Origin of the sequence: Nonomuraea sp. NPDC050404, from assembly GCF_040655495.1 — a bacterium.
GTDB lineage: Bacteria > Actinomycetota > Actinomycetes > Streptosporangiales > Streptosporangiaceae > Nonomuraea.
Window position 1 is genome coordinate 88,456 of sequence record NZ_JBFAKB010000030.1, and the last position, 25,802, is coordinate 114,257.

At 69.5% G+C, this 25,802-nt stretch carries 26 protein-coding genes and 1 pseudogene; 17 read left to right on the plus strand and 10 right to left on the minus strand.

Annotated features, from left to right (window positions below; translation table 11 throughout):
• Nucleotides 1-242: 242 nt before the first annotated feature.
• The gene (locus AB0I81_RS51475; protein WP_360674836.1) at nt 243-458 is read left to right on the plus strand and encodes a hypothetical protein; all 216 of its coding nucleotides are present in this window, start codon (nt 243-245) and stop codon (nt 456-458) included.
• 76 nt (nt 459-534) lie between these two features.
• A complete protein-coding gene (locus tag AB0I81_RS51480; protein WP_360674839.1) occupies nt 535-903 on the plus strand; it encodes a hypothetical protein in 369 nt (122 codons plus the stop codon).
• A gap of 360 nt (nt 904-1,263) precedes the next feature.
• On the opposite strand, the gene AB0I81_RS51485 is transcribed toward AB0I81_RS51480, so the two are convergent.
• The gene (locus tag AB0I81_RS51485; RefSeq protein WP_360674842.1) at nt 1,264-1,953 is read right to left on the minus strand and encodes a TetR/AcrR family transcriptional regulator; all 690 of its coding nucleotides are present in this window, start codon (nt 1,951-1,953) and stop codon (nt 1,264-1,266) included.
• A gap of 243 nt (nt 1,954-2,196) precedes the next feature.
• Between AB0I81_RS51485 and AB0I81_RS51490 the strand changes: the two genes are divergently transcribed.
• The 4 genes and pseudogenes from AB0I81_RS51490 to AB0I81_RS51505 all read left to right on the plus strand — a co-directional run bounded on the left by AB0I81_RS51490 (nt 2,197) and on the right by AB0I81_RS51505 (nt 3,663).
• Entirely contained in the window at nt 2,197-2,637 is a 441-nt protein-coding gene (locus tag AB0I81_RS51490) for a hypothetical protein (RefSeq protein ID WP_360674845.1), read from the plus strand.
• A gap of 64 nt (nt 2,638-2,701) precedes the next feature.
• The gene (locus AB0I81_RS51495; protein WP_360674848.1) at nt 2,702-2,857 is read left to right on the plus strand and encodes a hypothetical protein; all 156 of its coding nucleotides are present in this window, start codon (nt 2,702-2,704) and stop codon (nt 2,855-2,857) included.
• Nucleotides 2,832-2,885, plus strand: a pseudogene (locus AB0I81_RS51500) (hypothetical protein); the annotation flags it as partial. The gene AB0I81_RS51495 and the pseudogene AB0I81_RS51500, both read left to right, overlap by 26 nt.
• Nucleotides 2,886-3,009: 124 nt before the next feature.
• Entirely contained in the window at nt 3,010-3,663 is a 654-nt protein-coding gene (locus AB0I81_RS51505; protein WP_360674851.1) for a methyltransferase domain-containing protein, read from the plus strand.
• Nucleotides 3,664-3,677: 14 nt separating this feature from the next.
• On the opposite strand, the gene AB0I81_RS51510 is transcribed toward AB0I81_RS51505, so the two are convergent.
• A complete protein-coding gene (locus tag AB0I81_RS51510) occupies nt 3,678-3,965 on the minus strand; it encodes a hypothetical protein (protein ID WP_360674854.1) in 288 nt (95 codons plus the stop codon).
• Between the two features lie 112 nt (nt 3,966-4,077).
• Between AB0I81_RS51510 and AB0I81_RS51515 the strand changes: the two genes are divergently transcribed.
• Nucleotides 4,078-4,485: an AraC family transcriptional regulator gene (locus AB0I81_RS51515; RefSeq protein ID WP_360674857.1), complete on the plus strand. Its 408-nt coding sequence runs from the start codon at nt 4,078-4,080 to the stop codon at nt 4,483-4,485.
• Between the two features lie 406 nt (nt 4,486-4,891).
• Here the strand turns inward: AB0I81_RS51515 and AB0I81_RS51520 are convergent, their stop codons facing one another.
• Nucleotides 4,892-6,010 (minus strand): epoxide hydrolase family protein, encoded by a 1,119-nt coding sequence (locus AB0I81_RS51520; RefSeq protein WP_360674860.1) that lies wholly within the window; start codon nt 6,008-6,010, stop codon nt 4,892-4,894.
• A 63-nt stretch (nt 6,011-6,073) separates the two neighbouring features.
• Between AB0I81_RS51520 and AB0I81_RS51525 the strand changes: the two genes are divergently transcribed.
• On the plus strand, nt 6,074-7,042 hold the full coding sequence (locus AB0I81_RS51525) for a WYL domain-containing protein (RefSeq protein WP_360674863.1): 969 nt from the start codon (nt 6,074-6,076) through the stop codon (nt 7,040-7,042).
• A gap of 78 nt (nt 7,043-7,120) precedes the next feature.
• The gene (locus AB0I81_RS51530) at nt 7,121-8,482 is read left to right on the plus strand and encodes a hypothetical protein (RefSeq protein ID WP_360674866.1); all 1,362 of its coding nucleotides are present in this window, start codon (nt 7,121-7,123) and stop codon (nt 8,480-8,482) included.
• A gap of 181 nt (nt 8,483-8,663) precedes the next feature.
• Here the strand turns inward: AB0I81_RS51530 and AB0I81_RS51535 are convergent, their stop codons facing one another.
• The gene (locus AB0I81_RS51535) at nt 8,664-9,236 is read right to left on the minus strand and encodes a TetR/AcrR family transcriptional regulator (protein WP_360674869.1); all 573 of its coding nucleotides are present in this window, start codon (nt 9,234-9,236) and stop codon (nt 8,664-8,666) included.
• An 82-nt stretch (nt 9,237-9,318) separates the two neighbouring features.
• Between AB0I81_RS51535 and AB0I81_RS51540 the strand changes: the two genes are divergently transcribed.
• The 3 genes from AB0I81_RS51540 to AB0I81_RS51550 all read left to right on the plus strand — a co-directional run bounded on the left by AB0I81_RS51540 (nt 9,319) and on the right by AB0I81_RS51550 (nt 11,058).
• The gene (locus AB0I81_RS51540; protein ID WP_360674872.1) at nt 9,319-10,092 is read left to right on the plus strand and encodes an oxidoreductase; all 774 of its coding nucleotides are present in this window, start codon (nt 9,319-9,321) and stop codon (nt 10,090-10,092) included.
• A gap of 35 nt (nt 10,093-10,127) precedes the next feature.
• On the plus strand, nt 10,128-10,496 hold the full coding sequence (locus tag AB0I81_RS51545) for a VOC family protein (RefSeq protein WP_360674875.1): 369 nt from the start codon (nt 10,128-10,130) through the stop codon (nt 10,494-10,496).
• Between the two features lie 304 nt (nt 10,497-10,800).
• Nucleotides 10,801-11,058, plus strand: a complete 258-nt coding sequence (locus AB0I81_RS51550) for a hypothetical protein (RefSeq protein WP_360674878.1) — start codon at nt 10,801-10,803, stop codon at nt 11,056-11,058.
• 265 nt (nt 11,059-11,323) lie between these two features.
• Here the strand turns inward: AB0I81_RS51550 and AB0I81_RS51555 are convergent, their stop codons facing one another.
• Nucleotides 11,324-11,674 carry a VOC family protein gene (locus tag AB0I81_RS51555; RefSeq protein ID WP_360674881.1) on the minus strand — a complete coding sequence of 117 codons (351 nt, stop codon included), beginning with the start codon at nt 11,672-11,674 and terminating at the stop codon, nt 11,324-11,326.
• A 56-nt stretch (nt 11,675-11,730) separates the two neighbouring features.
• Here AB0I81_RS51555 and AB0I81_RS51560 point away from each other — a divergent pair, with 56 nt between their 5' ends.
• Nucleotides 11,731-12,261 carry a helix-turn-helix domain-containing protein gene (locus tag AB0I81_RS51560; protein ID WP_360674884.1) on the plus strand — a complete coding sequence of 177 codons (531 nt, stop codon included), beginning with the start codon at nt 11,731-11,733 and terminating at the stop codon, nt 12,259-12,261.
• A gap of 249 nt (nt 12,262-12,510) precedes the next feature.
• Here the strand turns inward: AB0I81_RS51560 and AB0I81_RS51565 are convergent, their stop codons facing one another.
• On the minus strand, nt 12,511-13,146 hold the full coding sequence (locus AB0I81_RS51565) for a hypothetical protein (RefSeq protein WP_360674887.1): 636 nt from the start codon (nt 13,144-13,146) through the stop codon (nt 12,511-12,513).
• Nucleotides 13,147-13,276: 130 nt separating this feature from the next.
• On the opposite strand from AB0I81_RS51565, the gene AB0I81_RS51570 reads away from it, so the two are divergent.
• On the plus strand, nt 13,277-14,125 hold the full coding sequence (locus AB0I81_RS51570; protein WP_360674890.1) for an NAD(P)H-binding protein: 849 nt from the start codon (nt 13,277-13,279) through the stop codon (nt 14,123-14,125).
• A gap of 34 nt (nt 14,126-14,159) precedes the next feature.
• Here AB0I81_RS51570 and AB0I81_RS51575 read toward each other — a convergent pair whose 3' ends face one another.
• From AB0I81_RS51575 to AB0I81_RS51590, 4 genes are all read right to left on the minus strand, one after another.
• On the minus strand, nt 14,160-15,038 hold the full coding sequence (locus AB0I81_RS51575; protein WP_360674893.1) for a glycoside hydrolase family 3 C-terminal domain-containing protein: 879 nt from the start codon (nt 15,036-15,038) through the stop codon (nt 14,160-14,162).
• Nucleotides 14,975-16,507 (minus strand): glycoside hydrolase family 3 protein, encoded by a 1,533-nt coding sequence (locus tag AB0I81_RS51580; RefSeq protein WP_360674896.1) that lies wholly within the window; start codon nt 16,505-16,507, stop codon nt 14,975-14,977. The genes AB0I81_RS51575 and AB0I81_RS51580 overlap by 64 nt, the downstream gene beginning before the upstream one ends.
• A 61-nt stretch (nt 16,508-16,568) precedes the next feature.
• On the minus strand, nt 16,569-17,873 hold the full coding sequence (locus AB0I81_RS51585; RefSeq protein WP_360674899.1) for an MFS transporter: 1,305 nt from the start codon (nt 17,871-17,873) through the stop codon (nt 16,569-16,571).
• Between the two features lie 274 nt (nt 17,874-18,147).
• Nucleotides 18,148-19,098: a LacI family DNA-binding transcriptional regulator gene (locus AB0I81_RS51590; RefSeq protein ID WP_360674902.1), complete on the minus strand. Its 951-nt coding sequence runs from the start codon at nt 19,096-19,098 to the stop codon at nt 18,148-18,150.
• A gap of 108 nt (nt 19,099-19,206) precedes the next feature.
• Here AB0I81_RS51590 and AB0I81_RS51595 point away from each other — a divergent pair, with 108 nt between their 5' ends.
• From AB0I81_RS51595 to AB0I81_RS51605, 3 genes are all read left to right on the plus strand, one after another.
• The gene (locus tag AB0I81_RS51595; protein WP_360674905.1) at nt 19,207-21,660 is read left to right on the plus strand and encodes a glycoside hydrolase family 2 TIM barrel-domain containing protein; all 2,454 of its coding nucleotides are present in this window, start codon (nt 19,207-19,209) and stop codon (nt 21,658-21,660) included.
• An 18-nt stretch (nt 21,661-21,678) separates the two neighbouring features.
• Entirely contained in the window at nt 21,679-24,165 is a 2,487-nt protein-coding gene (locus AB0I81_RS51600; RefSeq protein ID WP_360674908.1) for a glycoside hydrolase family 78 protein, read from the plus strand.
• A gap of 279 nt (nt 24,166-24,444) precedes the next feature.
• Nucleotides 24,445-25,800 carry a hypothetical protein gene (locus AB0I81_RS51605; protein WP_360674911.1) on the plus strand — a complete coding sequence of 452 codons (1,356 nt, stop codon included), beginning with the start codon at nt 24,445-24,447 and terminating at the stop codon, nt 25,798-25,800.
• The last annotated feature ends 2 nt before the right edge of the window (nt 25,801-25,802 follow it).

Consider the following 25,802-nt stretch of genomic DNA (forward strand, 5'->3'; position numbering starts at 1 on the left):
GCCGACCGACGCCCGTTCGACACCGAGATGCGCAGAACAGTCCGAAACGCAGCTTCCTGTCGAAATGATCTTCTGTTCACAGAAGGTCGGGCGTCGGTCTGTCACCACTCGGCCCAGCTCGATGACAGGAGACATCAATGCTCACAAAACGCAGTATCGTCGCGCTCGCCGCTGCCGCTCTCGTGGGGTCTGGCGCTATGCCGGCCAGCCCGGCGAACGCCACCACGAACGTAAGCGCGTCCATGGGTTCCCTTCCGGCCTGCGTGGACATCTGGCACAACTCCGGGTGGGTTACCCAGACCGTGTACATCAAGAACACGTGCTCCCGCCGGGTGGGCTACGTGGTCGAAATCGCCGTGATCCCCGACAGTCACTGCATTGAGGTTCCACGTGGCAAGACCAAGAAGTACAACTGGGGAAAGGCATGGCGATGGGACGGGGTGCACAAGTGCCTGTAGCGGGCTGAGCTGCGCTCGCACGAACCTATGCCGCGACCGCCTGCGCGTGGACGGTTGCTCCTGCGGCAGGGGTTCGGTGATCACTCGCCCGCTCGACGCGCGCCCCGCCGGTGACGCGTACTCGCCGCTCGTGGCCACCGCAAGATCTCACGCCCGAACAGCGCACGACATCGCTGCCCGCAACTCCGCTGAACGGCGCGGCCGGCACATCGTGGCGCAGCTGGTGCAGGTCGAGCCCGGCGTGCTCGTCCAGCAGGACGCGGGGGCCCCGGCGCCCGCACGATCGAGGTGTCGATCACGCCGCGGACTCCGCGGCTGCGATGACTATTCCGCCAAGGGCCTGTTCCCCCTTCACAGGCACGACCACGAGGTCGCCTTCGACTGCCCGGACGTCACCCCACCGACCGGGCACGAACGGCTCGAGCCGGCCACCCGGATGGGCTGAGCAGCGCCACAAGCGCGATCAGTGATGCGCCGGCGCTGGGGACGGCTGGCGCGTCCGCACCGAGGAAGCCTCCTCCACCGGCTGCGCGCCCTGCTGAGCGGGCCACCGCCAAGCGCCGGTCCAGCGTGTCGGGAGCCCCGCACGGGCCTGATCGCCTGCCGCATCGACGCGAGTCCCTGGCTCTGACCATCCGTGGAGCCGACAGCGCGTTCCGCTCGAACGGGTCGTCCTTCGTGCGGAGGCCCTCCCTTCCGACGTGTGTCCCGTTGGCGGGGGTGACGCCGAGCCAGGTCGCCCTCGCCGCTCGTACAGACGATGACAACCCTCTTCCTCAATGCCGCCCGGACCCACCTCACGGGCTCAAGCGCCGGCCTGGCCGACCACGGTCTCGATCTCCGCCGCCAGCAGGAGTTCGCCGTCCAGCCCCATGCTGTCGAAGGCCCCGGCGATCTCAAGTGAGACCAGCCCGTGAACCCGCGACCAGCAGAGCACACCGAGTCGCAGCGCCCTCGGCATGATGTCCGCGGGGGCGCCGATCGCCTTCCCCCACCGCAGCAACGACTCCTCGAACGGGCCGCCCGTCCCGGAGGAGGGTGGCGCGATCTCCCGCAGGGCGGCGAGCAGAGGAAGCATGCCCTGGTTGACCGCGACGACACCTTCAGGGGGGTCCTGCGCGGCAGGCGAGCGGTCGGAGAAGAGCATCCCGTAGCGGCGGGGGTGGGTCAGGGCCCAGCGCCGCCAGGCTTGGGCGATGAGGGCGACCCGGGCCGGGGCCTCCTGGTCCGACCCTTTCTGCGCGGCCGACGCGACGGTGGATCCGAGATCGGCGTAGGCATCGACGACGAGCGCTTCCAGCAGTGCCTCACGAGAGGGGAAATAGCGGTAGAGCGCCGGTGGACTCATACCCATGGCCTTGCCGACCGACGCGATCGACAACTCGTGCGCTCCGTCGGCGTCAACGAGTTCGAAGGCCCGTTGCTTGATCTCGTCGATGGTCTGCTGCCGGAGCCGTTCGCGGCGAGTCGGGTGATCGGTGCTGGCGCTGGACATGTCCAGAGTGTAGTTCCATTGCGAACGCTACGATCAGACGCTACCGTTAAGGATCGTAACAAGAGCGACTGTTCGTTGCGCATGAGCTCGCCGTCCACCGGCGAGCCCAGATCCGCGACGGCGACACGGTGGTCAACCGGCAGATCTCGGAACTCGGGCCCCACCCCAGCGTGACTGTCGTCCGGTCCTGACTTACCCGTGGCACTCGCCCAAAGGCGACACCCCCTCACTCAAGGAATCTCCATGACCTTCTCCCCCGCCATCAGCCACCCCGCCCCCTGGGCAGACCGGATCGGGCGCGGGCTGATGGCCCTCAACGCGGTCGCGACCCTCGTTCCGTTCGTGAACGGGTTCTTCATCATGAACAGCGTCGCCGACGATCGCGTCATCACCGAGGCCTGGCGGACCTTCGCCTATCTCGTCTTCGCAGGGCTGTGGGCGATACTCGCCGTCGCGCCGCGCAGCCAATGGGGCCTGTGGGAGCTCCTGCTCTTCCAGAAGGGCGCCATCACCCTGTACTCCTTCGCGATGTGGGACATGCCCGACGCGCCGAGCACCGCCTTCATCGACCTCACCGTCACCGTGACGACTTTGGTGGCGTACGTGCTGTGCCGCGGCTGGTCAAGCTGGCGAACCCGCACCCGCGAAAAGACAAGCGGACAGCCCGCCAACTCGGCCGGCTGACACAACCTCCGGCGCCCAAAAGGCCCTCGCGGGCGAGCATGCCGGCGAGGCGGCGGGTACGGAATTGAGGCACCCGGGGCTGCACTGGCAGGTCGCGGTCTGGCACGACCTCGGACACGAGGGGCAGGTGCTGGGCGAGGACATCAGCGGCAGCACCTCCAGGCTGGCGGGCAATGGGTCGATGCGCCAGCCGTGTGGTCAGGACGACCTTCATCTGTGACTACCTCGCGGCCGAGGAGCTCAGAAGGGAGATTGGCGAGGGCCTGAACGTGCTGGAGAGCTTCAACTCCGTAAGCAGTACGGATCGCCAGTTCACCGATCGTCGACTGCCCCACTTGACTTCAAGCGTACTTGAACCCGTTGGCTTCGATCATGCAGTCAACGCGTACATCTCTCAGGCAACGCGCGATCAGATATTTGGTGCGCCAGGCGCACCATCCCCAGGGCATCGTCGGGTGGGCGGTGGGCCGGATGTTCGCTCATCGGCCCTCCAACCGGCAGCGCAACGTTTGGGCGGTGTCGTTGCTGGACGTACAGCCCACCGACCGGGTGCTCGAAGTCGGGTTCGGTCCCGGCATCGCGATCGCCGAGTTCGCCGCCCGCGCCACCCGGGGCCATGTCTTCGGCGTCGATCACTCTCAGGCCATGGTCCGGCAGGCCGCCCGTCGCAGCGCCGCCGCCGTCCGCGCCGGCCGTGTGCACCTCACGTGCGCCTCCGTGGAGCAGTTGCCGAGCTTCGGCGATCCCCTCGATGTCATCCTCGCCGTCAACTCCGTGGGGTTCTGGCCCGACCCGGTGCAACGGCTTCGCGACCTGCGCCGCCTGCTTCGCCCCGCAGGACGCATCGCGATCGTCAGCCAGCCGCGCTGCCCCGGCGCCACCCGGGACACCACGGCCCGAGCCACCCAAGAACTCCAGGACCTGCTCGCCCAGGCCGGCTTCACCCACCTCCGGGTCGAGACTCTTGAACTCGACCCGCCCGTCGCCTGCGTGATCGCCGACAATCCAACCGAGATGCCGACATGACCGCGGTGCTGGAATCAGATGGTGAGCGGCCCCGGCGCGAATGGATCTTTCCAGACCTGCAATCGACCAGTGCGGAAGTCAAAGGTGCTCCACACTCCTCTGCCGTCTGGGAGCGGTTCGTCGGTGACCGCATCGGAGGGGTAGTCGATGACATCGACCATATCCAGGATGTCGGCCGTGAACAGGAAGGTCTGGCCCTCGAATTCTTTGGCGATGACCCGCTCGGTATCCAGGAATCCCCCTGCCAGGTCGAATCCGGCGTCGCCGTCGAAGACCTCCTCGCCGCGGCGGACGGCCTGCACCGCCCCATCCGGGAACCGCCGCACGGTGAGCTTGTCGTCCTCGATCGGCGTGGTCAGATAGCGGTCTCCAGAGGGATGCAGGTCGGCCAGAACCTCGTAGTCGCATCGGCGGATGGAGACCGTGGCCCGACCGCTGTCCCACCGGCCCGAGCCGATCCGGCCTGCGCCCGGTTACCGCGCGCTCGCCGACCCGCGCATCGGGCGCGCCCTGCGCCTGATGCACGACCGCCCCGCCCACTCATGGACCGTCGCGTCGCTGGGGGCGGAGGCGGGGATGTCGAGGGCGACCTTCGCGCGCCGCTTCGCCGACCTGGTCGGGCAGCCGCCCTTGGTCTACCTCACCGAGTGGCGGATGACTCTGGCCGCCGACCTGCTCCGCAGGCCGGGGGCGACGGTGGCGTCGGTGGCGCGCAAGGTCGGGTACGCCGACGGTTTCGCCTTCAGCAACGCCTTCAAGCGGGTACGCGGAGTACCGCCCAGCGACCTGGCCCGCTCACCGGCGACCGACCTGCCAGAATGATCAATCTTCCGCCCAGGACGACGCATGGCTCGATACGCCCCGGCATGGTCCTGGTGTCACCCACCGCCCATGGCAAGGGGCACGGCCTGGCGATACTCACGACCGCCCGGGGGCGGCCGGGCCCGGCATCGGGTCCCTGCCGCCCTTGACCGAGAGCGGACCAATTCCAGGCGTCAGCGGCCGGATGCGCCGATCTGGGTGTGTTCGGAGGTCCACGCGGCATCGGCAGACTGTCGAACCCCGTGGCCGCGCGTCGCCCCTAAGAGGTCCTGACCATGGAACTCATCGGACGAGGCGCCGCCGGCAGATGATCGCGGCGGCGAGGGTCATGACGGCTTCGTGGATGTCATCGCGGATCCGACGACCCTGGACAACGATCGGTTCCCAGGTCGAGCCGGCCGGTGGATCACCTGTAGGTGGCGAAGAAGTCCCGGATGTCTCCGAGCAGCAGATCGGGGGCCTCCATCGCGGCGAAGTGGCCGCCGCGGTCGAATTCGGACCAGCGCACGACGTTGTTGACCTTCTCTTCGTCCCGGCGCAGCGCGATGTCCTGAACGGTGAACAGTGCCACGGCCATCGGCGCGGCGCAGGTCTCCTGTTCACCCCATGCCTGTCCGTCCTCGTAGTAGAGCGCGGCGGAGGAGCCCGCCGTGCCGGTCAGCCAGTAGATCGTCACATCGGTGAGCAGCAGATCCCGGTCGATGGCCTCGTCCGGGAGCTCTTTGGCCAGGTCGGTCATGTCCCTGATCTTGTCGATGATCCAGGCGAGCTGACCGACGGGTGAGTCGGTCAGACCGTAGGCCAGGGTCTGCGGTCTGGTGGACTGGATGGCGATGTAGCCGCCCGCTTCGTTCATGAACTCGTGCATCCGCCGCACCCTGGCCCGCTCGCGCTCAGTGAGCGTGGGGTCGTCCTCTTCGGCGCTGGGGTAGGTTGTGCCGCCGTTGACGTGCACGGCGACGACGTTCTCCGGAGCGGCCAAGGCCAGCGCACGGGAGATGCCCCCGCCGAAGTCGCCGCCCTGCGCACCGTATCGGTCGTAGCCGAGCCTGCGCATGAGCTCCGCCCAGGCCACTGCGATCCGCTGGGTCGTCCAGCCGGCTTCGTACGTCGGGCCGGAGAAGCCGAAGCCCGGGATCGATGGGATCACCAGGTGGAAGTCGGGGGACAGCGGCTCGATGAGGTCGAGGAATTCCACGATCGAGCCGGGCCAGCCGTGGGTGAGGATCAGCGGCAGGGCGTCGGGGCTGTCGGAGCGGACGTGCAGAAAGTGGATGTTCTGCCCGTCGATCTCGGTGGTGAACTGCGGGTGGGCGTTCAGTCTTGCCTCCCATGCCCGCCAGTCGTAGCCGTCGGCCCAGTAGGCGGCCAGTTCCTTGAGATACCCCACCGGAACCCCGCGGCTCCACCCCTCGCCGCCGATCTCGCTCGGCCAGCGGGTACGGCTGATCCGGTCGTGCAGGTCGTCCAGTTCGACCTGGGGAATCTCGATGCGGAATGGGCGAATCTCGAAGTCGTTGCTCATGGCTCAAACGCTATGAGACGCCTAGGACAGGATGAGTCCTAGGTGCGCGGGACAATGGCAGACATGATGGAAACCGCGGCTCGCCTGCTCAGGTTGCTGACGCTGCTACAGACCCATCGCCAGTGGTCGGGCACGGAACTGGCGGGCCGGCTCGGCGTGAGCTCCCGTACGATCCGCCGGGATGTGGACCGCTTGCGCGAACTCGGCTACAGCGTGCACGCCGTCGCGGGGGCGTCCGGATACCGGCTGGGCTCCGGATCCGACCTGCCGCCGTTGCTGCTGGATGAGGAGGAAGCGGTGGCAGTCGCCGTAGGGCTGCGCACCGCCGCGGGCGGGACCGTGACCGGGATCGAGGAGAGCTCGGTGCGGGCACTCGCCAAACTGGAGCAGGTACTGCCGTCCCGGCTGCGGCACCGCGTCCACGCGCTGCAGTCGATGACGGTCCCGATGATCGCCGGCGGTCCCGCCGTCGACCCCGATACGTTGACGGCCATCGCCGCCGCCTGCCGTGACCACGAAACCCTGCGATTCGACTACCGCACTCATGACGGCGTCCACAGCAGGCGCCAGGCGGAGCCGTACCGCCTGGTGGCCACCGGCCGGCGCTGGTACCTGATCGCCTACGACACCGAACGCGCGGACTGGCGGACGTTCCGCCTCGACCGGCTCAGCCTGCGCACGCCCAACGGCCCGCGCTTCGTTCCCCGCGAGCCACCTGCCGACGACCTCGCCGGATACGCGTCACACACGATCTCCAGCGCCCCCTATCGCTATCAGGGCCGCTTCACCGTCCACGCCTCCGCGGCGACTGTGGCCGAACGAATCTCCCCCACGAACGGCACGATCGAGCCCATCGATGAGCGGACGTGCACGCTGGTCTGCGGCTCCAACTCGCTCGACGAGTTGGCCCTGTGGGTGGCGCTGATTGGGGCACCGTTCACGGCGCACGATCCACCAGAGCTGGCCGAACGCATGCGCGCCCTCGCCGTCCGTCTCACGGACGCGGCAGCGCCGGCACACCCGTCGCCATGACCGGGCAAGAGGCGCGGTGGTCAGGGGCTCCTTCGCGGCACGGGGAACTCGCACATGGAAAATCGCGTCAAAGCCTCCATGAGATCCTTTCGCGTGTTCCTGGCGGCTGCCCTCATCGTCCTGGGCGCCGGGTGCGGCGGCGACGTGGCGGCCTCTGCGGCGCTGCTTCTGCCTGAGCGGCCAGGAGATCTCCATCTGGAGCAGATCGCCACATCAGAGGCCGGGCAGAATCCGATCACGGCGTACGCGGAAGGTGACGCACTCGGTGCCAGGACGCTGGCCGTCCTGGTGACGGAGTCGGAGGACTGGGAGCAGCCGTACGACTGGGAGCCACCGTACACGGGAAAGCCCATCAAGCTGGACAAGCACGAGGCGACCATGGGCGGATCGGGACAGCACCGCTGGATCAGCTGGCCGGCCAAGACAAGCCAGGACTTCGAGTCGTTCGCGGTGCTGGGCCACAAGGTGTCGGAGGCCGAGCTGATCAGGGCGGCCAACGGCGTGGCAGAGGATCTGCGGCGGCCCCGGATCGATGCCGCACATCTGCCGCAGGGGCTGGACCTCGTCAAGAACGGTTCGCTGCCGATGAGCAGCTGGCAGGCGGAACTCGGCGGAACGGAGCAGGTCTGGACCAACCGGCAGGCGCGCGCCAGAGTCTCCGTCAGCCAGCTGCCCGGCGACGCCGGCATGGCGGTTCTCGCCGGTGCCACGGTCAAAGGAGAGCCTCGGGCGATCCGCGGCACCACCGGCCTGGCGGGTGGCGACCTGCTGTCCGGCGGATCGCTCAGCCTGGACTGGGTGCACAAGGATATGGCCCTCATGACGCCCAAGGTCCGGCTCTGGCGGGAGAACGGCATGATCATCAAGGTGTCCGCGCTGGGGCTGACCGACGAGGTGGTGGACGCATTCGTACGAGATCTGCGCCCGGCCGGCCCCGAAGCCGTCGAGCGGGCGCGCAACCAGATCCTGGAGTACCCTCCCGACCTGCTGTTCCCGCCCGTCGACGATGAGAACCGTCCATTGCGCGTCGTCACGCACGGCAGGAACGCCGAACGGGCCTGGGCCATGAGCGCCGGACTGCAGGACGGAACCTTCACCTCCGCGTTCCGTGTGCTCTCGCGCCGAGCCAAGATCGTGGATGGCGGCGGCGGGACCTCCGGCTGGAATCCGGAGTACGGCCGGGCTCCGCTGACGATCACGCATGACGTGCTGAAGCTCGACCTGCCCAGCGACAACGTGCTCATCGGCTTCGCGGGGACCGGAGTACGCAAGGTGCGCATCAGCTACTCGGACGGCACCTCGGCGGAACTCCCGCTCGGTGCGGCGGGCGATCCAGGCGGCGTCCGCTGGTTCTCCGCCGAGGTGAAGTCCCGCTCGTTCAAGCTCTCCGCCGAGATGAAGGACGGCAAGGTCACCGACACCGTACGGCGCATCCCCTGAGGTCAGCACCCTCATCGGGGCTCGCCGCACGCAGGGCGGAACAGCGTGATCGTTGATTCACCCGTCGGCGCGCAGCGGCCGATCGCGGTCATGACGACGGGCCGCTTCCAGGCGTTCATCTAACGAAACGTTTTGAACCTCTGGCGATCTGATGGCTTTGCCCGGGTGTGTTGTGGTCGATCTAGCCGTGGTTCGCTGCGCCGTAGCGCAACCCGTCATACAGGATCGCGGCGATGCGTAGCGCATCGTCCTTCCAGCCTTTGGCGCGCATCCCGCAGATGCCGCCGAGTGCGCGCAGGACGATGCGTCCGTTGATGCCACTGCGGACGAGGCCGGCCGCAACGCCTGCGGCGAGGAGTTCGTCGAGGGCGCGGGCCATCTCGTCGCGCGCGTCGTCGAAGACCGGCGAATCGGTTGCCATGATGCTTTCCAGCGCCTCGCCCATCCCTCTGCCCACCGCCGCGTGCTCCACGAGCAGCAGCAGGAAGGTGCGCAGGGCTTCGTCCGGGGCGTGTTGCGCGAGCAGCCGGGCGGGGGTCGCGCAGAGCTCGGCGACTTCCTGGCGGTACACCTCCGCGACGAGCGCCTCGCGCGTTTCGAAGTGGCGGTACAACGTGCCGACGGCGACACCGGCTCGGCGGGCGATCTCCTCCACATGGGCGTCGTCGTCGGCGAGGAACGCCTCACGCGCCGCGGCGAGGAGCGCTTCGCGGTTGCGGCGGGCATCGGCGCGCAGCGGACGTGATGACGGCAATGGTCCTCCATAAGGTGAGTCCGATTCCGGTTACGTGTACAGTTTCCGGAGTCGGGTTCACCTTACTGAAGGAAGTACGCTCATGACGATCGAGCACGAAGGGCTCGCCGGCCTGCGAGTGCTGGTGACCGGCGGTAGCCGAGGGCTCGGGGAGGCGACGGCCCGCCGCTTCGCCGCAGCCGGCGCCACCGTGCTGACGGCCTCACGAACCGCGCCCCCGGAAGACCTGCCCGCCACCTTCATTCCCGCCGACCTGCGAACCGAGCAGGGGGCAGCCGAACTCGGCCGACGCGTAGTGGACCGCGTCGGAGGCATCGACGTCCTGGTCAACAACGCCGGAGCCGCAACCGGACCGATGCCGACCCTGCAGCGGTCGGACGCGTCCTGGCTCGCCGACCTGGAGATGAACCTGCTCAGCGCGGCCCGGCTCGACCGGGCCCTGGTTCCCGGGATGATCGAGCGTGGCTCCGGCGTCGTGGTGCACGTCTCCTCCATCGCCAGCCACCTCCCCCAGCCTGCCGAGGCGTCGTACGCGGCATCGAAGGCGGCGCTCAACGCCTACAGCCGCGAGTTGGCGACGGCGGTGGGCGGGCACGGCGTACGCGTGGTGTGCGTTCTGCCGGGCTTCGTCGTCACCGAGGGAGCGGTCGGCCATCTTCAGCAGATGGCCGACAGCCAGGGCGTGGGCATCGACGATGTCAAGCAGCAGATCGTGGACCACCTGAAGGTGCCGATGGGGCGCCCCGGCGAACCCGAGGACGTCGCAGAAATGATCGCGTTCCTCGCTTCCGGCCGCGCCAAATGGCTCACCGGTGCTCAGTTCCGGGTCGACGGCGGCATCATCCCCGTGGTCTGAGCCGCACCCCCGTACACGATTCGAGGAGAAACACCATGACCTTCAGCCTGACGTCACTGATCGTGAACGCCGCCGACCTGGAGAGCGAGAGCTCGTTCTGGCACCGGCTGCTCGGCGGCTCGATCACGAGGACGGCGACGCACCACTTTCTGCAGATCGACGGCTTCCCCGTGATCGTGATCCAGCACGCTCCGGGGCACGTGCCGCCGCAGTGGCCCGACGGCGCCTCCCAGCAGATGCACTTCGACCTCGCCACGGACGACGCGGCGACCGCTGACCAGCGGGTGCTCGACGCCGGCGGCCGACGGCTACGACCGACTGACGACGTCGCCGCCTCCACTCAGCCGGGCTCCCGGGTGTACGCCAGCCCGGCCGGACACCCCTTCTGCCTCCGCCCGACCTGACCCCGAAACCGAGCATCGCCGACGACTGGACCGCTCGACGAGGTTCGGGACATCAGCGGTCACGCCGGATCAGGACACCATCGGCCGGTACGCGGCCCTTAAGGTGGTGCGGCGGCGGCCGGCGCGGCCGAGATCATCCTCGACGGAGCCGGCAAATTTGCTGTTACGGAAGTGGGCCTGGAACATAAGAGATCACGCATGAGCAGTGGGAGAACCTCACATGGCGCAATCATTTGGCGGAGCACCCGCTGGGCCGCCGCACGCTGTCCCATACGTTGACTACCACGTCGGGCAGAAACGCATCTTGACGATGCATTTGAGTACGGGCGGGCTGATCACGGCGAACGTTCCACCGATCGTCTCGATTGACGGCCGGCAATACATCGTCTACTGGGGGACGGTGTCGTTCGAGATCCCGGCGGACCGGCCGTGCCACGTCAGCGTGCACGTCCACGGCCAGGCGGTCAGCCGGGCGGCGTCGCTGCTGCTTCCTCCTGGACCTTCGACGACCAGGACCTATACCACTGGCGGCATGATAGGTCTCGCGACGTTGTCAGAATGATCTAGAGCACCGGTCATGTAACTCGCGGCGCACAAGCTGTCGCCCGCGACATCGCGGAAGCAAGACCAGAGCCCCGAAACCCCCAGCCCCTGGGAAGGGACACCCGGGGTACCTACAACCCCGGCTGGTTGCGGACCGGTCGAGTTGGCCAGGATGCCCTGCCGGGGACCGGCGCGTCCGAGGGATGCACCCCTATCCGCCGGTTGCTGGATTCCGGCTCGGTCAGCCGGCCCGGCGTGGTGACGGGCCGGCCGCCCGATCTCTTCTACGGGGCGTCCTGCTCTGTGGACTGGTCCATGACGAGAATGGTCGCCCCGCCCGGGTCCTTGTAGGTGGCCTGGAAGCCACCGGGGATCTCCGCAGGCGCTTCGACCACGGCGAGCGTCTGCGGGCGGCCGGCGTGGAAGGCCTCGACGCTGTCGACGACGAACACGGGCGCGACCGGGGCGCCGGGGTCATGGGTGTCGAGCATGATCTGCGTCTCGGTGCCCGGCAGGGCCAGCGCGACGGTCGTGTCGCCTTCGCGCCACTGCTCGGAGAAGCCGAGGCTGTCGCGGTAGAGGGCGAGGGATGCCTTCAAATCAGCAGTGGGGATGAACAGGAACTCGAGCTTCATGCGCTTCCTCCTGATCGTAACTGGATTTTCCCACAGCATAACGGCATTATGTTCGGATGCGCGAATGGATCCCGGTTTCCACCTCCCCCAAGGGCAGACTCGTGCTCGCCGCGGTCAAAGAGTTCGGGGCGCGCCCGTTCGACGAGGTCACGGTCACCGAACTGGCGGCCGCGGCGGAGGTCACCACGGGCGCGATCTACCACCACTTCGGCAGCAAGCTCGGGCTGTACGCCTTCGTGCGGCACGACGTCGAACGACGCCTGCTGGATCGGATGGAAGGCGCGATGGCGGCCGCAGGAACGACATCGGACCGCTCGGCGGCCGTGACGTCCGCGATGCTGGTCGGGCTGGACTTCGCCGTCGGCGAGAACTTTCTCCGCATCCTGGCGGACCCTCCCCCGGACGCAGGACAGGACCGGCTGGCCGACCTGCTCAGCCACAGCACCGCCCCGCCGGCGCCGGCGCTCGGCCGCGTGCTCGCGGCAGCCTGGCGTGCGGCACTGACGGTGATCGCCGAGGGTACGCAGCCCGAGCAAGCCCGCGCCGCCCTCGCAGCCCTCAGACTGCACACACGCGACAACGCATGAGGCCCCGCCCATCATCTCCGACCCGCCCGAAACGAGCATGCACCTCGCAATCGATCAGCCATGATGGGCCGACCGCGTCTCATCTGCGTCCGCGGCCAGCAGCCACGCGTGAGGGCAACACACCACTTAAATGGCGTGAGCCGCAAAAGCGCCCCGCGCCCTGACGCATGGGGCCGGGAAACATTCCACTACGGCTGGAGCCAGTCTGATCAGTCCTGTACGGCGAAGCCGCCCGTCCCAGTGGTCGCCTTACGGAAACAGCTGCCGCAAGTCGGCGAGGCGCTCGTGGGTGGAGTCGAGCTGGTCCTTCCAGTCACAGTACAGCGCCTGCCAGCCGAACACCCCGCGCATCTCGATCGCCCGCTCGAAGTACTCGGCGACCCCGATGGACAGCGGAAACAGCTGCCCGCGATGCTCCAGCCACAGCGGAGCCGACCCCGCCCGCAATTCGAGCATCACCGCCACGCCGTCGCCCGCTCGAGGGTGATATTCGAGCACGCACAGCCGCTCATGCAAGTCCCGCAGTTCGGCGGGCAGATCGTTCCACCAGGCGGGCGCGCGGATCGGCGGGGCCGGGGTCACCCAGCAGAACTCGCCCCCGTTGTGCTCCACGCCGTCCAGGCGGTAGCGCCAGGCCACTCCCACTCTGTCCTCCCTGCCCGCGACCAGGCGGTCCGTCAGCGGGCGCAAGGCTGGGTCAAGCTCGCAACCGGGGACGGCGCTGGTGGCCGCCTCCTGGGTCCGCTGCCAGCGCAGGTCATAGTCCGCCGCCGGATCGTCGATCGGCTCGACGAACCTGCCCCACTCCTTGACGACCTCGATATCGGGGTGCCGGCGCAGGTCTATGACCAGGCGGGACAACTGAGGCATGGGGTCAAGGTTCATGACGCCGGATTGTCGCAGATGTGCCTTGATGAAGGGAGCATGAGCGCATCACCATACCCGCGGAAGAGCTGAGCGGCCCATCAGGTTGAAAGATTGCCGGGGAACGGAGACCTCTGAAAGGGATGAGGCAATGATTCTGGTGATCGGGGCCACGGGAAATGTCGGGCGGCAGGTGCTCTCCCAGCTCCACGCAATGGGTACGGCCGACGTTCGCGCCCTGGTGCTGCCGAGAGCTGCCGCATCGGCCCGAGTGCCCAACGGCATCGGGGTCGCGGTCGGAAGCCTCGATGCCCCGGATGGGCTGGCCGAGGCACTGACCGGAATCGAGACGGTCTTCCTGGTGTGGCCGTTCCTCAGCACCCGCGGCGCGCCCGCTGTGCTGGAGGCGATCGCCCGGAACGCCCGGCGCCTGGTCTACCTGTCGTCGATCGGCGTGGACGGCCGCCCTGAGGAACGCGACGACCCCATCTTCAAACTGCACGCCGGCATGGAACGGCTGATCGAGGAGTCCGGCCTGCCCCGGACCGTACTGCGTGCGGACACCATCGCCAGCAACACCCTGAGCTGGGCCGACCAGATCCGCGCCACCGGAGTGGTGCGTGGCCCGCTCACGGCGCCGACCGCGGTCATCGACCCGCGCGACATCGCGGCCGTCGCCGTACGCACGCTCACCGACGACACCCACCTGGGCTCGACCTACCGGCTGACCGGGCCCCGGACGATCAGCCGCCCCGAGCAGGTCCTGGCGATCGGCGCAGCGATCGACCGCGAGCTCCGCTTCGAAGAGGTCCCCGTCCAGGACTCACGAGCGCAGATGTTGGCCGACGGCCGCCCGCCCGCCCTCGTGGACGCACTGCTGTCGGCCGCCGAGAACCGCTCGGCCTCGACTCTGGTCACCTCGACCGTCGCGGATCTCACCGGGAGACCACCGCGCAGCTTCCAGCAGTGGGCGCGCGATCACCATGAGTCCTTCCGCTGAACGAGCGCCCCATGCCGAACCAGGCAGGTTCGCCTCAAGGGGCAGGGTCAATGCTCACTTCCCGGGTCGCCGTGACGGTCAGGGTCTGGCCGGCGGTGAGGCGGGCGCTGCTGGTGCCCACGAGGACGGTGACGTCGCCGTCCTCGATGCCGCGGCTGCCGTCGGCCATGGTGTAGAACAGCCGGCTGAGTGGCGCCCGCAGCACCGTTTCGACGGAGCTCCCGGCGGGGACGGCGACGCGTTCGAACGCGATGAGCTGCCGCACCGGACGGACGATGGAGCCGTGTTCGTCCCGGGCGTACACCTGGATCACTGTGGAGCCGTCGCGATCGCCGCGGTTGTGCGTGCGGGTGTTCACGACGATCGTGTCCTGTGCCGGCGTGATGCCGTGGAGTTCGACGTCGAGATCGGTGTAGCCGAGTCCGTGCCCGAAGGCGTAGAGCGGACTCTGGTCGAGGTCGTTGTAGCCGTATCGGGTGCCGGTCGGGTGGCCGTAGCCGCTGCCGAAGGGGTGCCCGTGGTAGAGCGGGATCTGGCCGGCGTGGCGCGGGAACGTCGAGGGCAGCCGTCCGCCCGGCTCCACGACTCCGGTGAGCGCGTCCGCGATGACCTGCGGTCCCTTGTCGCCGAGCAGCGGGGCCAGCAGGACGGCGGCGGACGCCTCGGCCACGTCGGTGATCACGAGCGGGCGTCCCGAGACGAGCACGGTGACGAGCGGGGTGTCCGCTTCGGCCAGGGCGGCGATCAGTTCGTGCTGGTTGCCGGGCAGGCGGAGCCGCGCGCTGGTCTGTCCTTCTCCGGCGGTGTTGTTGCCCACCCAGCCGGTACGTTCGCCGACGACGGCGAGGATCACGTCGGCATCGCGTACGGCCGCCCGCAGGGTTTCCCGATCGAGCGGGCCGGCCGGGTCCACGCCGGCGAAGCTGACCTCGATGGCGGGGTTGGCGCGCAGCGCGGCGAGGAGCGTCGGCGTTGCGGATACTGCTCGCGCGTCATGGTCTCCCAGCGGGCCCGTACGTCGGGGATGCGGGTCTGGAACAGTTCGGTGAACAGGTACTTGTCCGGGTCGATGCCGGGCACCCGGCCCGTTCTGATCATCTGCGCCGCCGGCGGCACCTCGGTGTTGGCGACGTCGGTGTATGCGCCGAAGTGGATGCGCAGCTCGTCGGCGAGGTCACCGACGACGGCGAGCTTGGTGCCGGGCCGCAGCGGCAGGGTGCCGTCGTTCTGCAGCAGGGTCAGGGCGTGCTCGGCGATCTCGCGGCCGATGGCCGCGGCTGCGGCGCCGTCCGGAGCGGTCGGCGGGCGCAGCGGCCGCCCGGCGGCAAGGCCGGGGATCAGGTCGAGCCGCTGCTTGATCTCCAGGACGCGGCGTACGGCGGTGTCCACGGCCTCCTCGCTGACCAGGTCGTTCTCGACGGCCTCGCGGAGCCGGGAGAAGCTCTCGTCGGCGGGCAGTTCGACGTCCAGACCGGCGGTGACGGCCTGGGCCGCGGCCTCGGCCCGGTCGCGGGCGGTGTGGTAGACCGCGTGCAGCATGGTCACGGCGTCGTAGTCGCTCACGACGAGGCCGGTGAAGCCAAGCTGGTCGCGCAGCAGGTCGGTCAGCAGCCGGCGGTTCGCCGCGACGGGGATGCCGTCGATGTCGTTGTAGGAGTTCATCACCACCGACAGCCCCGCCTCCTCGATCGCGCGCCGGAACGGCAGCGCGTGCTCGTCGGCGAGGGTGCGGCGGCCCAGGCTGGTCCTGGCCTGGTTGAGTCCGCCCTCGGAGTGGCCGTAGCCCAGAAAGTGTTTGCCGGTGGCAAGGACCCCGGAGTCGAGGCCGCGGCCGTGGATGCCGTGGATGAAGCCGGCGCCCAGCTGCGCCGCGAGCTCGGGGTCCTCGCCGAAGGTCTCGTGCACGCGGCCCCAGCGGGGGTCTCGGGCCAGGTCGAGCACCGGCGAAAAGCACAGGTGGATGCCGTAGTCGCGAAACTGCGCACTGGTGATCGTGGTGCTGCGCTCGATGAGCTCGGGCATCCAGGTCGCCGCCTGTGCCCAGGCGGTGGGGTACTGCGCGGCGCCGCCGTACACCAGGCCGTTGAGCCCTTCTGCGTGGATCAGTACGCCGATCCCGAACCTGCTCAGCTCTCGCGCCTTGGCCTGGATGGCGGTGTAGGCGTTCCGGAGCCCGTCCTGACCGAGCGGGAACATCCACGACAACGACAGGTGGCCCAGGCCGTGGGGCCGCAGCAGCGGGATCCGGTCGGCGTCGATGGTCAACGCGGGGCCGCCGGGCCCGGAGCCGGGGGCGAACAAGGCGGGCAGGATCAGTCCGTGCAGCTGGGCGATCTTCTCGTCGAGATCGAGCTTGCGGACGAGGGTGTCGAGGTCGGTCACGTGGGCTCTCATCCTTGTCGGGCGAGGGGTGGTCAGGGTCGGCTTCGTAGGGGAAGGGGCGTCATCGCACCGATTTCACGCGCAGCAGGATGACCACGCCGCCGGCGACGGCGAATGCTGCCGAGACCAGGTACAGCAGCGGGTAGTTGCTCTGGCCCTCGGCGGCGCCGATGGCCAGGAAGGCGGGGGCGAGGAGCGGGGCGAGCGACTGCGGGATGGTGGTGGAGAACTGGTTGATGCCGTTGAACCGGCCGGCCTCGGTGGCACGCTCGGGCAGCACGTCCAGTACGAGAGCCTGATCCACGGCCGAGAAGACGCCCAGACCGAGGTTGGAGACGAACGAACCGATGAGCAGCACGGTCAGGCCGCCCGGCGCGAAGGCCATGATCACCGTTCCCAGGCCGAAGATCAGGCCCGAGGCGAGCACGAAGCCGCGCCGGCGGCGGAGCTTGTCGGACAGGAAGCCGCTGCCGGCGGCGCCGATCACCGTGGCGATCACGCCCAGGAAGCCCGTGATCGCCACGATGCCGCCGATCTCGGTCACCGGCACGTCGAGCTTGCCGGCGAAGAAGAAGGTGGTGAAGGTGGAGGTCAGGGTGAGGCCGAAGTTGAAGGAGAAGCGGCCCAGCCAGTTCCAGGAGAAGTCGCTGTAGCGCTTGACGTCGAAGATGTAGTTGGCGAAGACCTTCTTGACGGTGATGCGGCCCTCCAGGAGGGCGCCGCGGCTGTCCGGTTCCTCGACGAGCAGCACGAAGAGGCCGACCAGCAGTACGCCGACCACGCCGGGCACCAGCAGGAGGGCGAGGTTGGAGAAGACGAGGACGCTCGCCACTCCCACACCGAGGATCGCGGCGACCATCGTCGCGGCCCCGTTGAGTCCCGCGATCTTGCCGCGCTGGGACTCCGGGAGCCGGTCGGCCATGGAGTTGCTGAGCATCGCCAGCGTCGTGGCCAGGCCGAGTTGCGTGATGATCCACCCGAGGCCGAGGGTCCACACGTCACCGGCCAGCGCCACCACGGCCAGTCCGAGCAGTCCCACCAGGACGGAGCCGAGGAGCCAAGGGCGGCGGCGGCCCAGGCGGGAGCGGGTCCGGTCGCTCAGCATGCCGAAGAGCGGGCCGGCGAAGACGGCGGCGAGTGCGCCGGCGCCGCTGACGAAGCCGAGGAATTCCGGGTTGCCGGGGCTCAACTGGGCGATGCGCACGGTCAGGGAGTAACTCATCGGGGCGACGAGGGCCATGTACACCCCGAACTGGGCGCCGATCAGCAGCCAGATGTACTTGGCGCCGACCTTGGGCTGGTCGTCGGCGCCGTCGTGAAGGGCGGGGCCACCGATCGGTGGCTCGTTGGCAGGAGGCAAGGTCATGAGGGCCTCTCAGGGGTCGAGGCGGGTGCAAATCCGTGTGCCGGGTCAGCTCCCGTACACGCGTGTATCGCGCGTTACGTGGATGTATCGCGCGTTAACGGCATAGAGTGCCACAGGTAACGCGCGATACCAAGACCTCAGCCCGAACGGTGCCTCGCTCAACCGGCAAAGCCTCCGGCGCGCCCATGCCTGGCCCGCCCCGGCAAGGCCGGGCGATGGCTTCCCTAATGCGGCCCCGTCCGAGCCGGCATGCACGCCGACCGCCCAGGAAGGGTCAGGCGGACTCGCCCGGGATCACCTGCGGGCCGACCTGCCGGACGTCGGCGAGCCCGGCGGGAATGTCCAGGCCCGCGAGCAGTTGCCGCGTCGCACGCAGCGCGGCGGCGGACACATCGACGCTCACCGTGGCCAGCCGGGGATGTGTCACGGCCGCGAGGGGGGTGTCGTCCATGCCAATGATGCCGAGGTCACCAGGAACCGAAAGACCCCGGACGGCCGCGGCCTGCATGAGGGCGATCGCGAGGTCGTCGTTGTAGCAGGCGACCCCGCTCCCCGGCGGCAGGGCGTCGAGGACGTCCAGCACCTCACGTTGGTCCAGCCGAGGACGGAGCACCACCGGCGCGGGCAGCCCGAGCTCGGCGCAGACCTCGACGACGCCCTGCTCGCGCGGCGGACCCCAGATCCGGAACCGCTCGTCCTCCAGGTGCACGTAGGCCAGGCGGCGGTAACCCTTCGCCGCGAGGTGTTCGGCCTGCGCCCGCCCGATCCTGCGGTCGAACCCGTCGTCCAGCTCGCCGGGGCTGATCGCGGCGACTCCCTGTCGTTCGAGCACGGCGCGCTCGTCGGCGGTGAAGGGCCACAGGGCGAAGACCGCCCGTGGGCGTAGTTGCGTGACCAACTGCTCCAGTGACGTCGGGTTCCTGGTCGTCAGCCGCAGGAGCAGGGTCAGGCCGTGCCGGGAGAGTTCCTCGGTGGCCTGCTCCAGCACCGCTTGCAGGTTTCCGCCGAGGTGGGTGTAGGGCAGCAGCGCGACGACGATGTCGCTCGCGCCGGTGGCCAGCGCCCGCCCGGCGATGGACGGGCGGTAGCCCATCTCCTCCGCCGTCTGAAGTACGCGGGCGCGGGTCTCCTCGGAGAAGCGCGCACCCCTGCCGTTGAGGATCTGGCTCACCGTCGCCCGGCTGACGCCGGCGGCGCGGGCGACATCCTCGCTTTTGGTGACCACCTGGCTCCCCTCATTCGAGATCCACTCTAGTTGACGCGCGTTACATCACCTCTTTAAGGTGCGGGAGGTAACGCGCGATACTAGGGGCTATCCAGGAAGAAGGGTCCATTGAACGCGACTCGCAGCACATGGAACGACGGATGGGCCTTCCGGCGCCGGGTGTCGGTGTTCCAGGAACTGGGCGGCTCAAGCCACGAGTGGAGCCCCGTGACCCTGCCCCACGACGCGCTCATCTCCGGGCAACGCCACGCCGAGGCTCCGGGCGGGCACACCAACGGCTACTTCCCCGGCGGCGCGTTCGAGTACCGCAAGACGTTCACCGTGGCCGCCGAGGACGCGGGCAAGCAGGTGCTGCTGGAGCTGGGCGGCGTCTACCGCGATGCGGCGGTGTTCGTCAACGGCGCGCTGGCCGGTCAGTGGCCGTTCGGGTACTCGCGCTTCACCGTACGCCTTGACCCGTTCCTGCGCTTCGGTGCCGAGAACGAGGTGCGTATCGAATGCCGCACCCACCTGGACAGCCGCTGGTACGCCGGAGCGGGCATCCATCGGGATGTGTACCTCGTCGTCAAGCCGCCGGTGCACCTCACGCACGACGGCGTGGTCGTCACGACGCCCGATGTGGACGACGAGCTGGCGCTGGTCGAGGTGGCGGTCGGCGTCACGAACGCCTCCGCGCTCACCGCGACCCCGCGCGCCACCGTCACGCTGCTCGGCCCCGGCGGCACCGAGGTGGCCCGGGGGTCGAACCCGATCACGCTGCGCCCCGGCGAGGGCGGGACCACCAGGCTACGGCTGCCCGTCACGGCGCCGGCTCGGTGGAGCGTGGACTCCCCCGTCCTGTACACGGCCCGGGTCGAGCTGGACGAGAGCGATGCCGAGGAGGTGGCGTTCGGCATCCGCACGGTCCAGGTCGACGCCGTGCGTGGGCTGCGCGTCAACGGCGAGCCGGTGCTGCTGCGCGGCGCGTGCGTGCACGCCGACAACGGCCCACTCGGCGCGGTGTCGCTCGCCCGCGCCGAGGAACGGCGGGTGGAACTGCTCAAGGCCGCCGGCTTCAACGCGATCCGCATGTCCCACCACCCGGCGAGCCCGGCCCTGCTGGACGCCTGCGACCGGCTCGGCATGCTCGTCATGGACGAGACCTGGGACTCCTGGACGATCGGCAAGACCGACTTCGACGCCTCGGCCGCGTTCGCCGAGTGGTGGGAGCGCGACGTCGAGGCGCTGGTGGCCAAGGACCGCAACCACCCCAGCGTGATCATGTACTCGATCGGCAACGAGATTCCCGAGCTCGGGGGCGCCGACGGCGGCCGGTGGAGCCGCCTGATCGCCGAGAAGGTACGCGAGCTGGACCCGACGCGGCCGGTGACCAATGGCGTCAACGGGTTCGTCGCCGCCCTCGACCTGGTCCTGGCCGGGATGGCGGAGCGCCGCGCGGCGATGGCCGACGCCGCGTCGTCGCAGGAGGGCGGCGGCGTCAACGGGATGATGGCGCAGATCGCCGACCAGATGAACCTCATCTCCGCGGCACCGCCGGTCACCGCCCGCACCGAGGAGGCCGTCGCCGCGCTCGACGTCGCGGGCTTCAACTACGGCGACGGCCGCTACGACCTCGACGCGAGCGAGTTCCCGCACCGCGTCATCGTCGGCACCGAGACGTTCCCCACCCGCATCGCGCCCAACTGGGCGCTGGTCAAGCGGCTGCCGCAGGTGATCGGCGACTTCACCTGGACGGGCTGGGACTACCTCGGCGAGGTCGGCATCGGCATGGTGGCCTACGCGGGTGCCGACGGCATGATCGTGCCCTCGATGTCCCAGCCCTACCCTGCGCTCATCGCCTACACCGGCGACCACGACATCACCGGCGTACGGCGGCCCGTGTCGTACTACCGCGAGATCGTCTTCGGGCTGCGCACCACGCCGTACATCGCGGTGCAGCGCCCCGAGCACCACGGCAGGGCGCAACTGCGCACCCCGTGGGCGTGGAGCGACTCGGTGGCCTCCTGGAACTGGTCGGGACACGAGGACGACCCGGTCACGGTGGAGGTGTACGCCGACGCCGAACAGGTGCGGCTGCTGCTGGACGGCCGGCCGATCGGTCGGGCGAAGGTCGGCGAGCAGGTGCCGTACCTGGCCTCCTTCGAGGTGACCTACCGGCCCGGCGAGCTGGTCGCCGTCGCCACCCGGGAGGGGGTGGAGGTGGGCCGTACCAGCCTGCGCACCGCCGGTGAGGAGCTCCTGCTCGGCGCCGCCGCCGACCGGGAAGCGCTGCGCGCCGGGGGCGGCGACCTGGCCTACGTGGCCATCACGCTGACCGACGGGCAGGGCACCGTGCACACCGGGTGGGACCGGGCCGTGACGGTCACCGTCGAGGGCGCGGGCGAGCTGGCGGCCCTCGGCAGCGGCCGGCCCGTCACCGAGGAGCCGTTCACCGGCCCCACCCGCCACACCTTCGACGGCCGGGCGCTGGCGATCGTGCGCCCGACCGGCCCCGGCGCCATCACCGTGACCGTCTCCGCCGACGGCTGCGCCCCCGCCTCCGTGCCGCTGACGGCGTACTGAACCGACGAGGAGATCATCATGACTCGCGCCCAGTTCATCAGCGGCCCGGCGCCGTCGGACGGCGGCCCCGCCGTGTACTTCCGCAAAGACCTCACCGTCGCCGCCGGCCTGCGCCGCGCCACCCTGCGCAGCACCGCGCTCGGCATCGTCGTGCCGTACGTCAACGGCACCCGGGTCGGCGACGACGTGCTCGCGCCCACGTGGACGTCCTACCGGCACCGCATCAACGTCGCCCGCCACGACGTCACCGGCCTGCTGACCACGGGCGACAACACCCTCGGCGCGGTGGTCGGCGAGGGCTGGGCCGTCGGCCCGCTGTCGTGGGAGCTGACCCGCCACCACTACAGCGACCGGCCCGCCCTGTACGCCGAGCTGGAGCTGGAGTACGCCGACCGCACCGAGGTGATCGGCACCGACGAGACGTTCCGCGCCGGGGACGGGCCGGTGCGCGAGAACGGCGTCTACGCCGGCGAGACCTACGACGCCCGCCGGGAGAGCCCATGGGCGCGACCGGGATTCGACGACAGCACCTGGGCCGCGGCCCGCCCCCACGACTGGGACCTCGCCACCCTGCGGGATGACGCCGCGCCGCCGATCCGCCGCATCGAGGAGCTCTCGCCCCGCGAGATCCGCCGCCTCGCCGGCGGACGGGTGATCGTCGACTTCGGGCAGATCATCTCGGGATGGGTACGGCTGACCGTCGCCGGGCAGGCGGGCACCACGATCACGCTACGCCACGCCGAACTGCTCACCCCGGACGGCGAACTGGAGGCCGAGACCCTGCGCAAGGCCACCGCGACCGACCGCTACACGCTGCGCGGCTCCACCGCGCAGGCACCGGAGACGTGGGAGCCCCAGTTCACCTTCCACGGTTTTCGCTACGTCGAAATCGACGGCTGGCCCGGCATACCGGAGGCCGACAATCTGCGCGCCATCGTCGTGCACACCGACATGACCCGCACCGGCTGGTTCGCCACCAGCCACGACCTGGTCAACCGGCTGCACGAGAACACGGTGTGGGGCATGCGCGGCAACTTCGTCGGCGTGCCCACCGACTGCCCGCAACGCGACGAACGGCTCGGCTGGACCGGCGACCTCAACGCCTTCGCCCCCACCGCCGCCTACCTGTACGACGTGCGCGCCGTACTCGGCTCCTGGCTGACCGACCTGGCCGCCGAACAGGCCGCCACCGGTTCGGTGCCCTGGACGATGCCCGACATCCTCGCCGAACCCAAGAACCTGCCCACCGCCCTGTGGAGCGACGTCGCCGTCAGCCTGCCGTGGCTGCTGTACGAGGAGTACGGCGAGGTGGAGATCCTGCGGCGCGCCTATCCCTCCATGACGGCGTTCATGCGCCAGGTCGAGGGCCTGCTGGATGAGGACGGGCTGTGGTCGAGCGGCTTCCAGTACGGCGACTGGCTCGACCCCGACGCCCCCGCCGACAACCCGGCCGGCGGCAAGACCGACGCGCACCTGGTGGCGAGCGCGTACCTATGCAAGACCACCCGCGAACTCGCCGCCACCGCCGGCGTGCTCGGCCGGAACGCGGACGCCGAACACTTCCGCGCTCTGCACGAGCGCGTCCGACAAGCCTTCCGCGACGAGTACGTCACCCCCAAGGGCCGCGTCACCAACGAGTCGGCCACCGCCTACGCGCTGGCGATCTGCTTCGGCATCCTCGACGACGACCAGCTCCCGACCGCCGGACGCCGGCTCGCGACCCTGATCGCCGACGCCGGCCACACCATCCGGACCGGCTTCGCCGGCACCCCGCTCGTCACCGACGCCCTCACCGCCACCGGCCACCTGGACACCGCCTACCGGCTGCTGCTGCAGACCAAATGCCCGTCGTTCCTCTACCCCGTCACCATGGGCGCCACCACGATCTGGGAACGCTGGGACTCGGTGCTCCCGGACGGCACGGTGAACAAGACCGGCATGACCTCGCTCAACCACTACGCGCTCGGCGCCGTGGCCGACTGGCTGCACCGCGTCGTCGGCGGGCTGCAACGCCTGGAGCCCGGCTGGCGGCGCATCCGTGTCGCGCCGCGGCCCGGCGGCGACCTGACCTGGGCGCAGGCCATCCATGACACCGTGCTCGGGCGCGCCGCCGTGCACTGGCGGGTCGAGGACGGCACCGTGCACCTCGACGTCACCGTGCCCGAAGGCGCCACCGCGATCGTCGAGCTGCCGCTGCATCCCGACGCCCGTACCGAGGAGGCCGGCCCCGGCACACACACCTGGTCCTACCCGGCGCCGGCCGACTACGGCACCTCGATGCAACTGTCCCTGCAGTCTCCCCTGCGCGACATCGCGGCCGACGACGCCGTATGGCAGGGGGTACGTGGCATCCTGCTGGCCGTCTACCCGGACGTACCGATCGACGCCGGGCTCCAGCACGCGGGCGACGCCCCGCTGGAGGCTCTCCTGGCCCGGCTTCCCGGCTCCGGTGAGACCCTGCGCGCCCAGCTCCAGGCCGCACTCGGCACCGGCACGCGGCCCTGACCGAACGAGCGGGGTCAGAGGGTGAGCCGGGCGGCCGTGCGAACTACTCAACCGCCACAGCGATCGCTTCCCCGCTCTGACCAAGGCACTCGCCGACGGCGCATTCACCTCTACGTTCGGCCTTGATCGCATCCTCGACGGCGTCCACGTTCGCGGCGCGGAACCAGTGAGAGCCAGACTGTCACCCGCATGCCCTTGCCAAGGGCAAAACACGGCCGGATACTCAAGGCCGCTGACGAGCTTCGCGGCGGATCCTCCTCCGAGTAGGAACGTGATCTCATGCCCGATGAAAGCACCAGCCAGGATCAAGCCCGCGCCGAGGCCGACGCCCTCGCCGCTTGGGAGGCCATCCCGTACTCAGTCTCCCACGAGGAGGCGCAGCGGATCTCCCGCGAGTACCTGGACGCGGCCCGCAAGGAATTCGAGCAGCAGACCGGGCAACTGGCCCGGGCCGGGCAGGACACCGTCCGCCGGGCCGAACTGGAGCTGAACGCCAATGGGCGCGAGGTGTACCCCATCACGCGATGGTGGGGGTTCGAGCTCGTACTCAACGCCGCAGCCGCCCAGGCCGCCGCCGACATCTCCGAGCTGGTCGGGGACCTCGTCGGGAACCTCCTCCCCCGGCCGATCGGGGCACTGATCGAAGCCGCCTTCAAGATCCGCGCAATCGTCATCCGGGCGATCGGCGGGGACCACGGCTGCCGTCTGGTCTCGCCCTGGGTCTCCCCGCTGATGCTCATCCCCATCCCCCTGGCCCCCAAGCCGGACACCTCGCTGTGGTGGACGGTCATGAACGCCTCCAACAACTGGAACCAGGACGAGAAGTTCCCCGCCCACCTGACCAGGGCCCATCCGGCGCTGGCGGAGTTCCGCGGCAGGCTGTACTGCGTGTACCGCGGGGACCAGAACGACAGCCTCTGGTGGACCGTCTACGACCCGGCCCGCAATGACGGCTGGACCACCGACAGATGGTTCCCCTCCCACTTCAGCGCCGACGGCCCGGCCCTGGCCGTCTTCAACGACCGCCTGTACTGCGTGCACCGCGGCACCGGCAACGACCAGCACCTGTGGTGGACCCGCTTCGACGGCACCAGCTGGAGCGCCGACACCCGTATGAACGCCGGGTCCAGCCGAGGCCCCGCCCTGGCCACTTTCAACGGCCATCTGTACTGCGTCTACAAGAGCCGGGACAACGACACCAACATGTGGTGGATGCGCTTCAACGGCACCACCTGGAGTGCCGAGACGGTGTTCCCCGGCCACCGCACCAGCGCCAATCCCGCTCTGGCCGTCTTCCAGAACCATCTGTGGTGCGTGCACCGCGGCGGCGGCAACGACCAGAACCTGTACTGGACCCGCTTCACCGGCACGAGCTGGGCCGGCAACCCCCAGATGCCCGGCCACATGAGCAGCCAAGGCCCCGCGCTGGCCGTCTTCAACAACCACTTGTACTGCGTGCACCGCGGCGCCGGCAACGACCAGCACCTGTGGTGGACCCGCTTCAACGGCACCAGCTGGAGCACCGACACCCGGCTGCCCGGCCACATGAGCTCCCACAGCCCCGCCATCGCCGCTTACCGCGAACCCGAAGGCACCGAAGATCAGCTCTTCTGCGTCCACCGCGGGTCCGGATAGAA

Coding starts and splice junctions, on each gene's coding strand:
- AB0I81_RS51475 (WP_360674836.1), top strand. CDS start 243: ATGGGTTCCCTTCCGGCCTGCGTGGACATCTGGCACAACTCCGGGTGG.
- AB0I81_RS51485 (WP_360674842.1), bottom strand. CDS start 1,953: ATGTCCAGCGCCAGCACCGATCACCCGACTCGCCGCGAACGGCTCCGG.
- AB0I81_RS51490 (WP_360674845.1), top strand. CDS start 2,197: ATGACCTTCTCCCCCGCCATCAGCCACCCCGCCCCCTGGGCAGACCGG.
- AB0I81_RS51505 (WP_360674851.1), top strand. CDS start 3,010: ATGCAGTCAACGCGTACATCTCTCAGGCAACGCGCGATCAGATATTTG.
- AB0I81_RS51515 (WP_360674857.1), top strand. CDS start 4,078: ATGGAGACCGTGGCCCGACCGCTGTCCCACCGGCCCGAGCCGATCCGG.
- AB0I81_RS51520 (WP_360674860.1), bottom strand. CDS start 6,010: ATGAGCAACGACTTCGAGATTCGCCCATTCCGCATCGAGATTCCCCAG.
- AB0I81_RS51525 (WP_360674863.1), top strand. CDS start 6,074: ATGATGGAAACCGCGGCTCGCCTGCTCAGGTTGCTGACGCTGCTACAG.
- AB0I81_RS51530 (WP_360674866.1), top strand. CDS start 7,121: ATGAGATCCTTTCGCGTGTTCCTGGCGGCTGCCCTCATCGTCCTGGGC.
- AB0I81_RS51540 (WP_360674872.1), top strand. CDS start 9,319: ATGACGATCGAGCACGAAGGGCTCGCCGGCCTGCGAGTGCTGGTGACC.
- AB0I81_RS51545 (WP_360674875.1), top strand. CDS start 10,128: ATGACCTTCAGCCTGACGTCACTGATCGTGAACGCCGCCGACCTGGAG.
- AB0I81_RS51555 (WP_360674881.1), bottom strand. CDS start 11,674: ATGAAGCTCGAGTTCCTGTTCATCCCCACTGCTGATTTGAAGGCATCC.
- AB0I81_RS51560 (WP_360674884.1), top strand. CDS start 11,731: ATGCGCGAATGGATCCCGGTTTCCACCTCCCCCAAGGGCAGACTCGTG.
- AB0I81_RS51565 (WP_360674887.1), bottom strand. CDS start 13,146: ATGAACCTTGACCCCATGCCTCAGTTGTCCCGCCTGGTCATAGACCTG.
- AB0I81_RS51570 (WP_360674890.1), top strand. CDS start 13,277: ATGATTCTGGTGATCGGGGCCACGGGAAATGTCGGGCGGCAGGTGCTC.
- AB0I81_RS51585 (WP_360674899.1), bottom strand. CDS start 17,873: ATGACCTTGCCTCCTGCCAACGAGCCACCGATCGGTGGCCCCGCCCTT.
- AB0I81_RS51600 (WP_360674908.1), top strand. CDS start 21,679: ATGACTCGCGCCCAGTTCATCAGCGGCCCGGCGCCGTCGGACGGCGGC.
- AB0I81_RS51605 (WP_360674911.1), top strand. CDS start 24,445: ATGCCCGATGAAAGCACCAGCCAGGATCAAGCCCGCGCCGAGGCCGAC.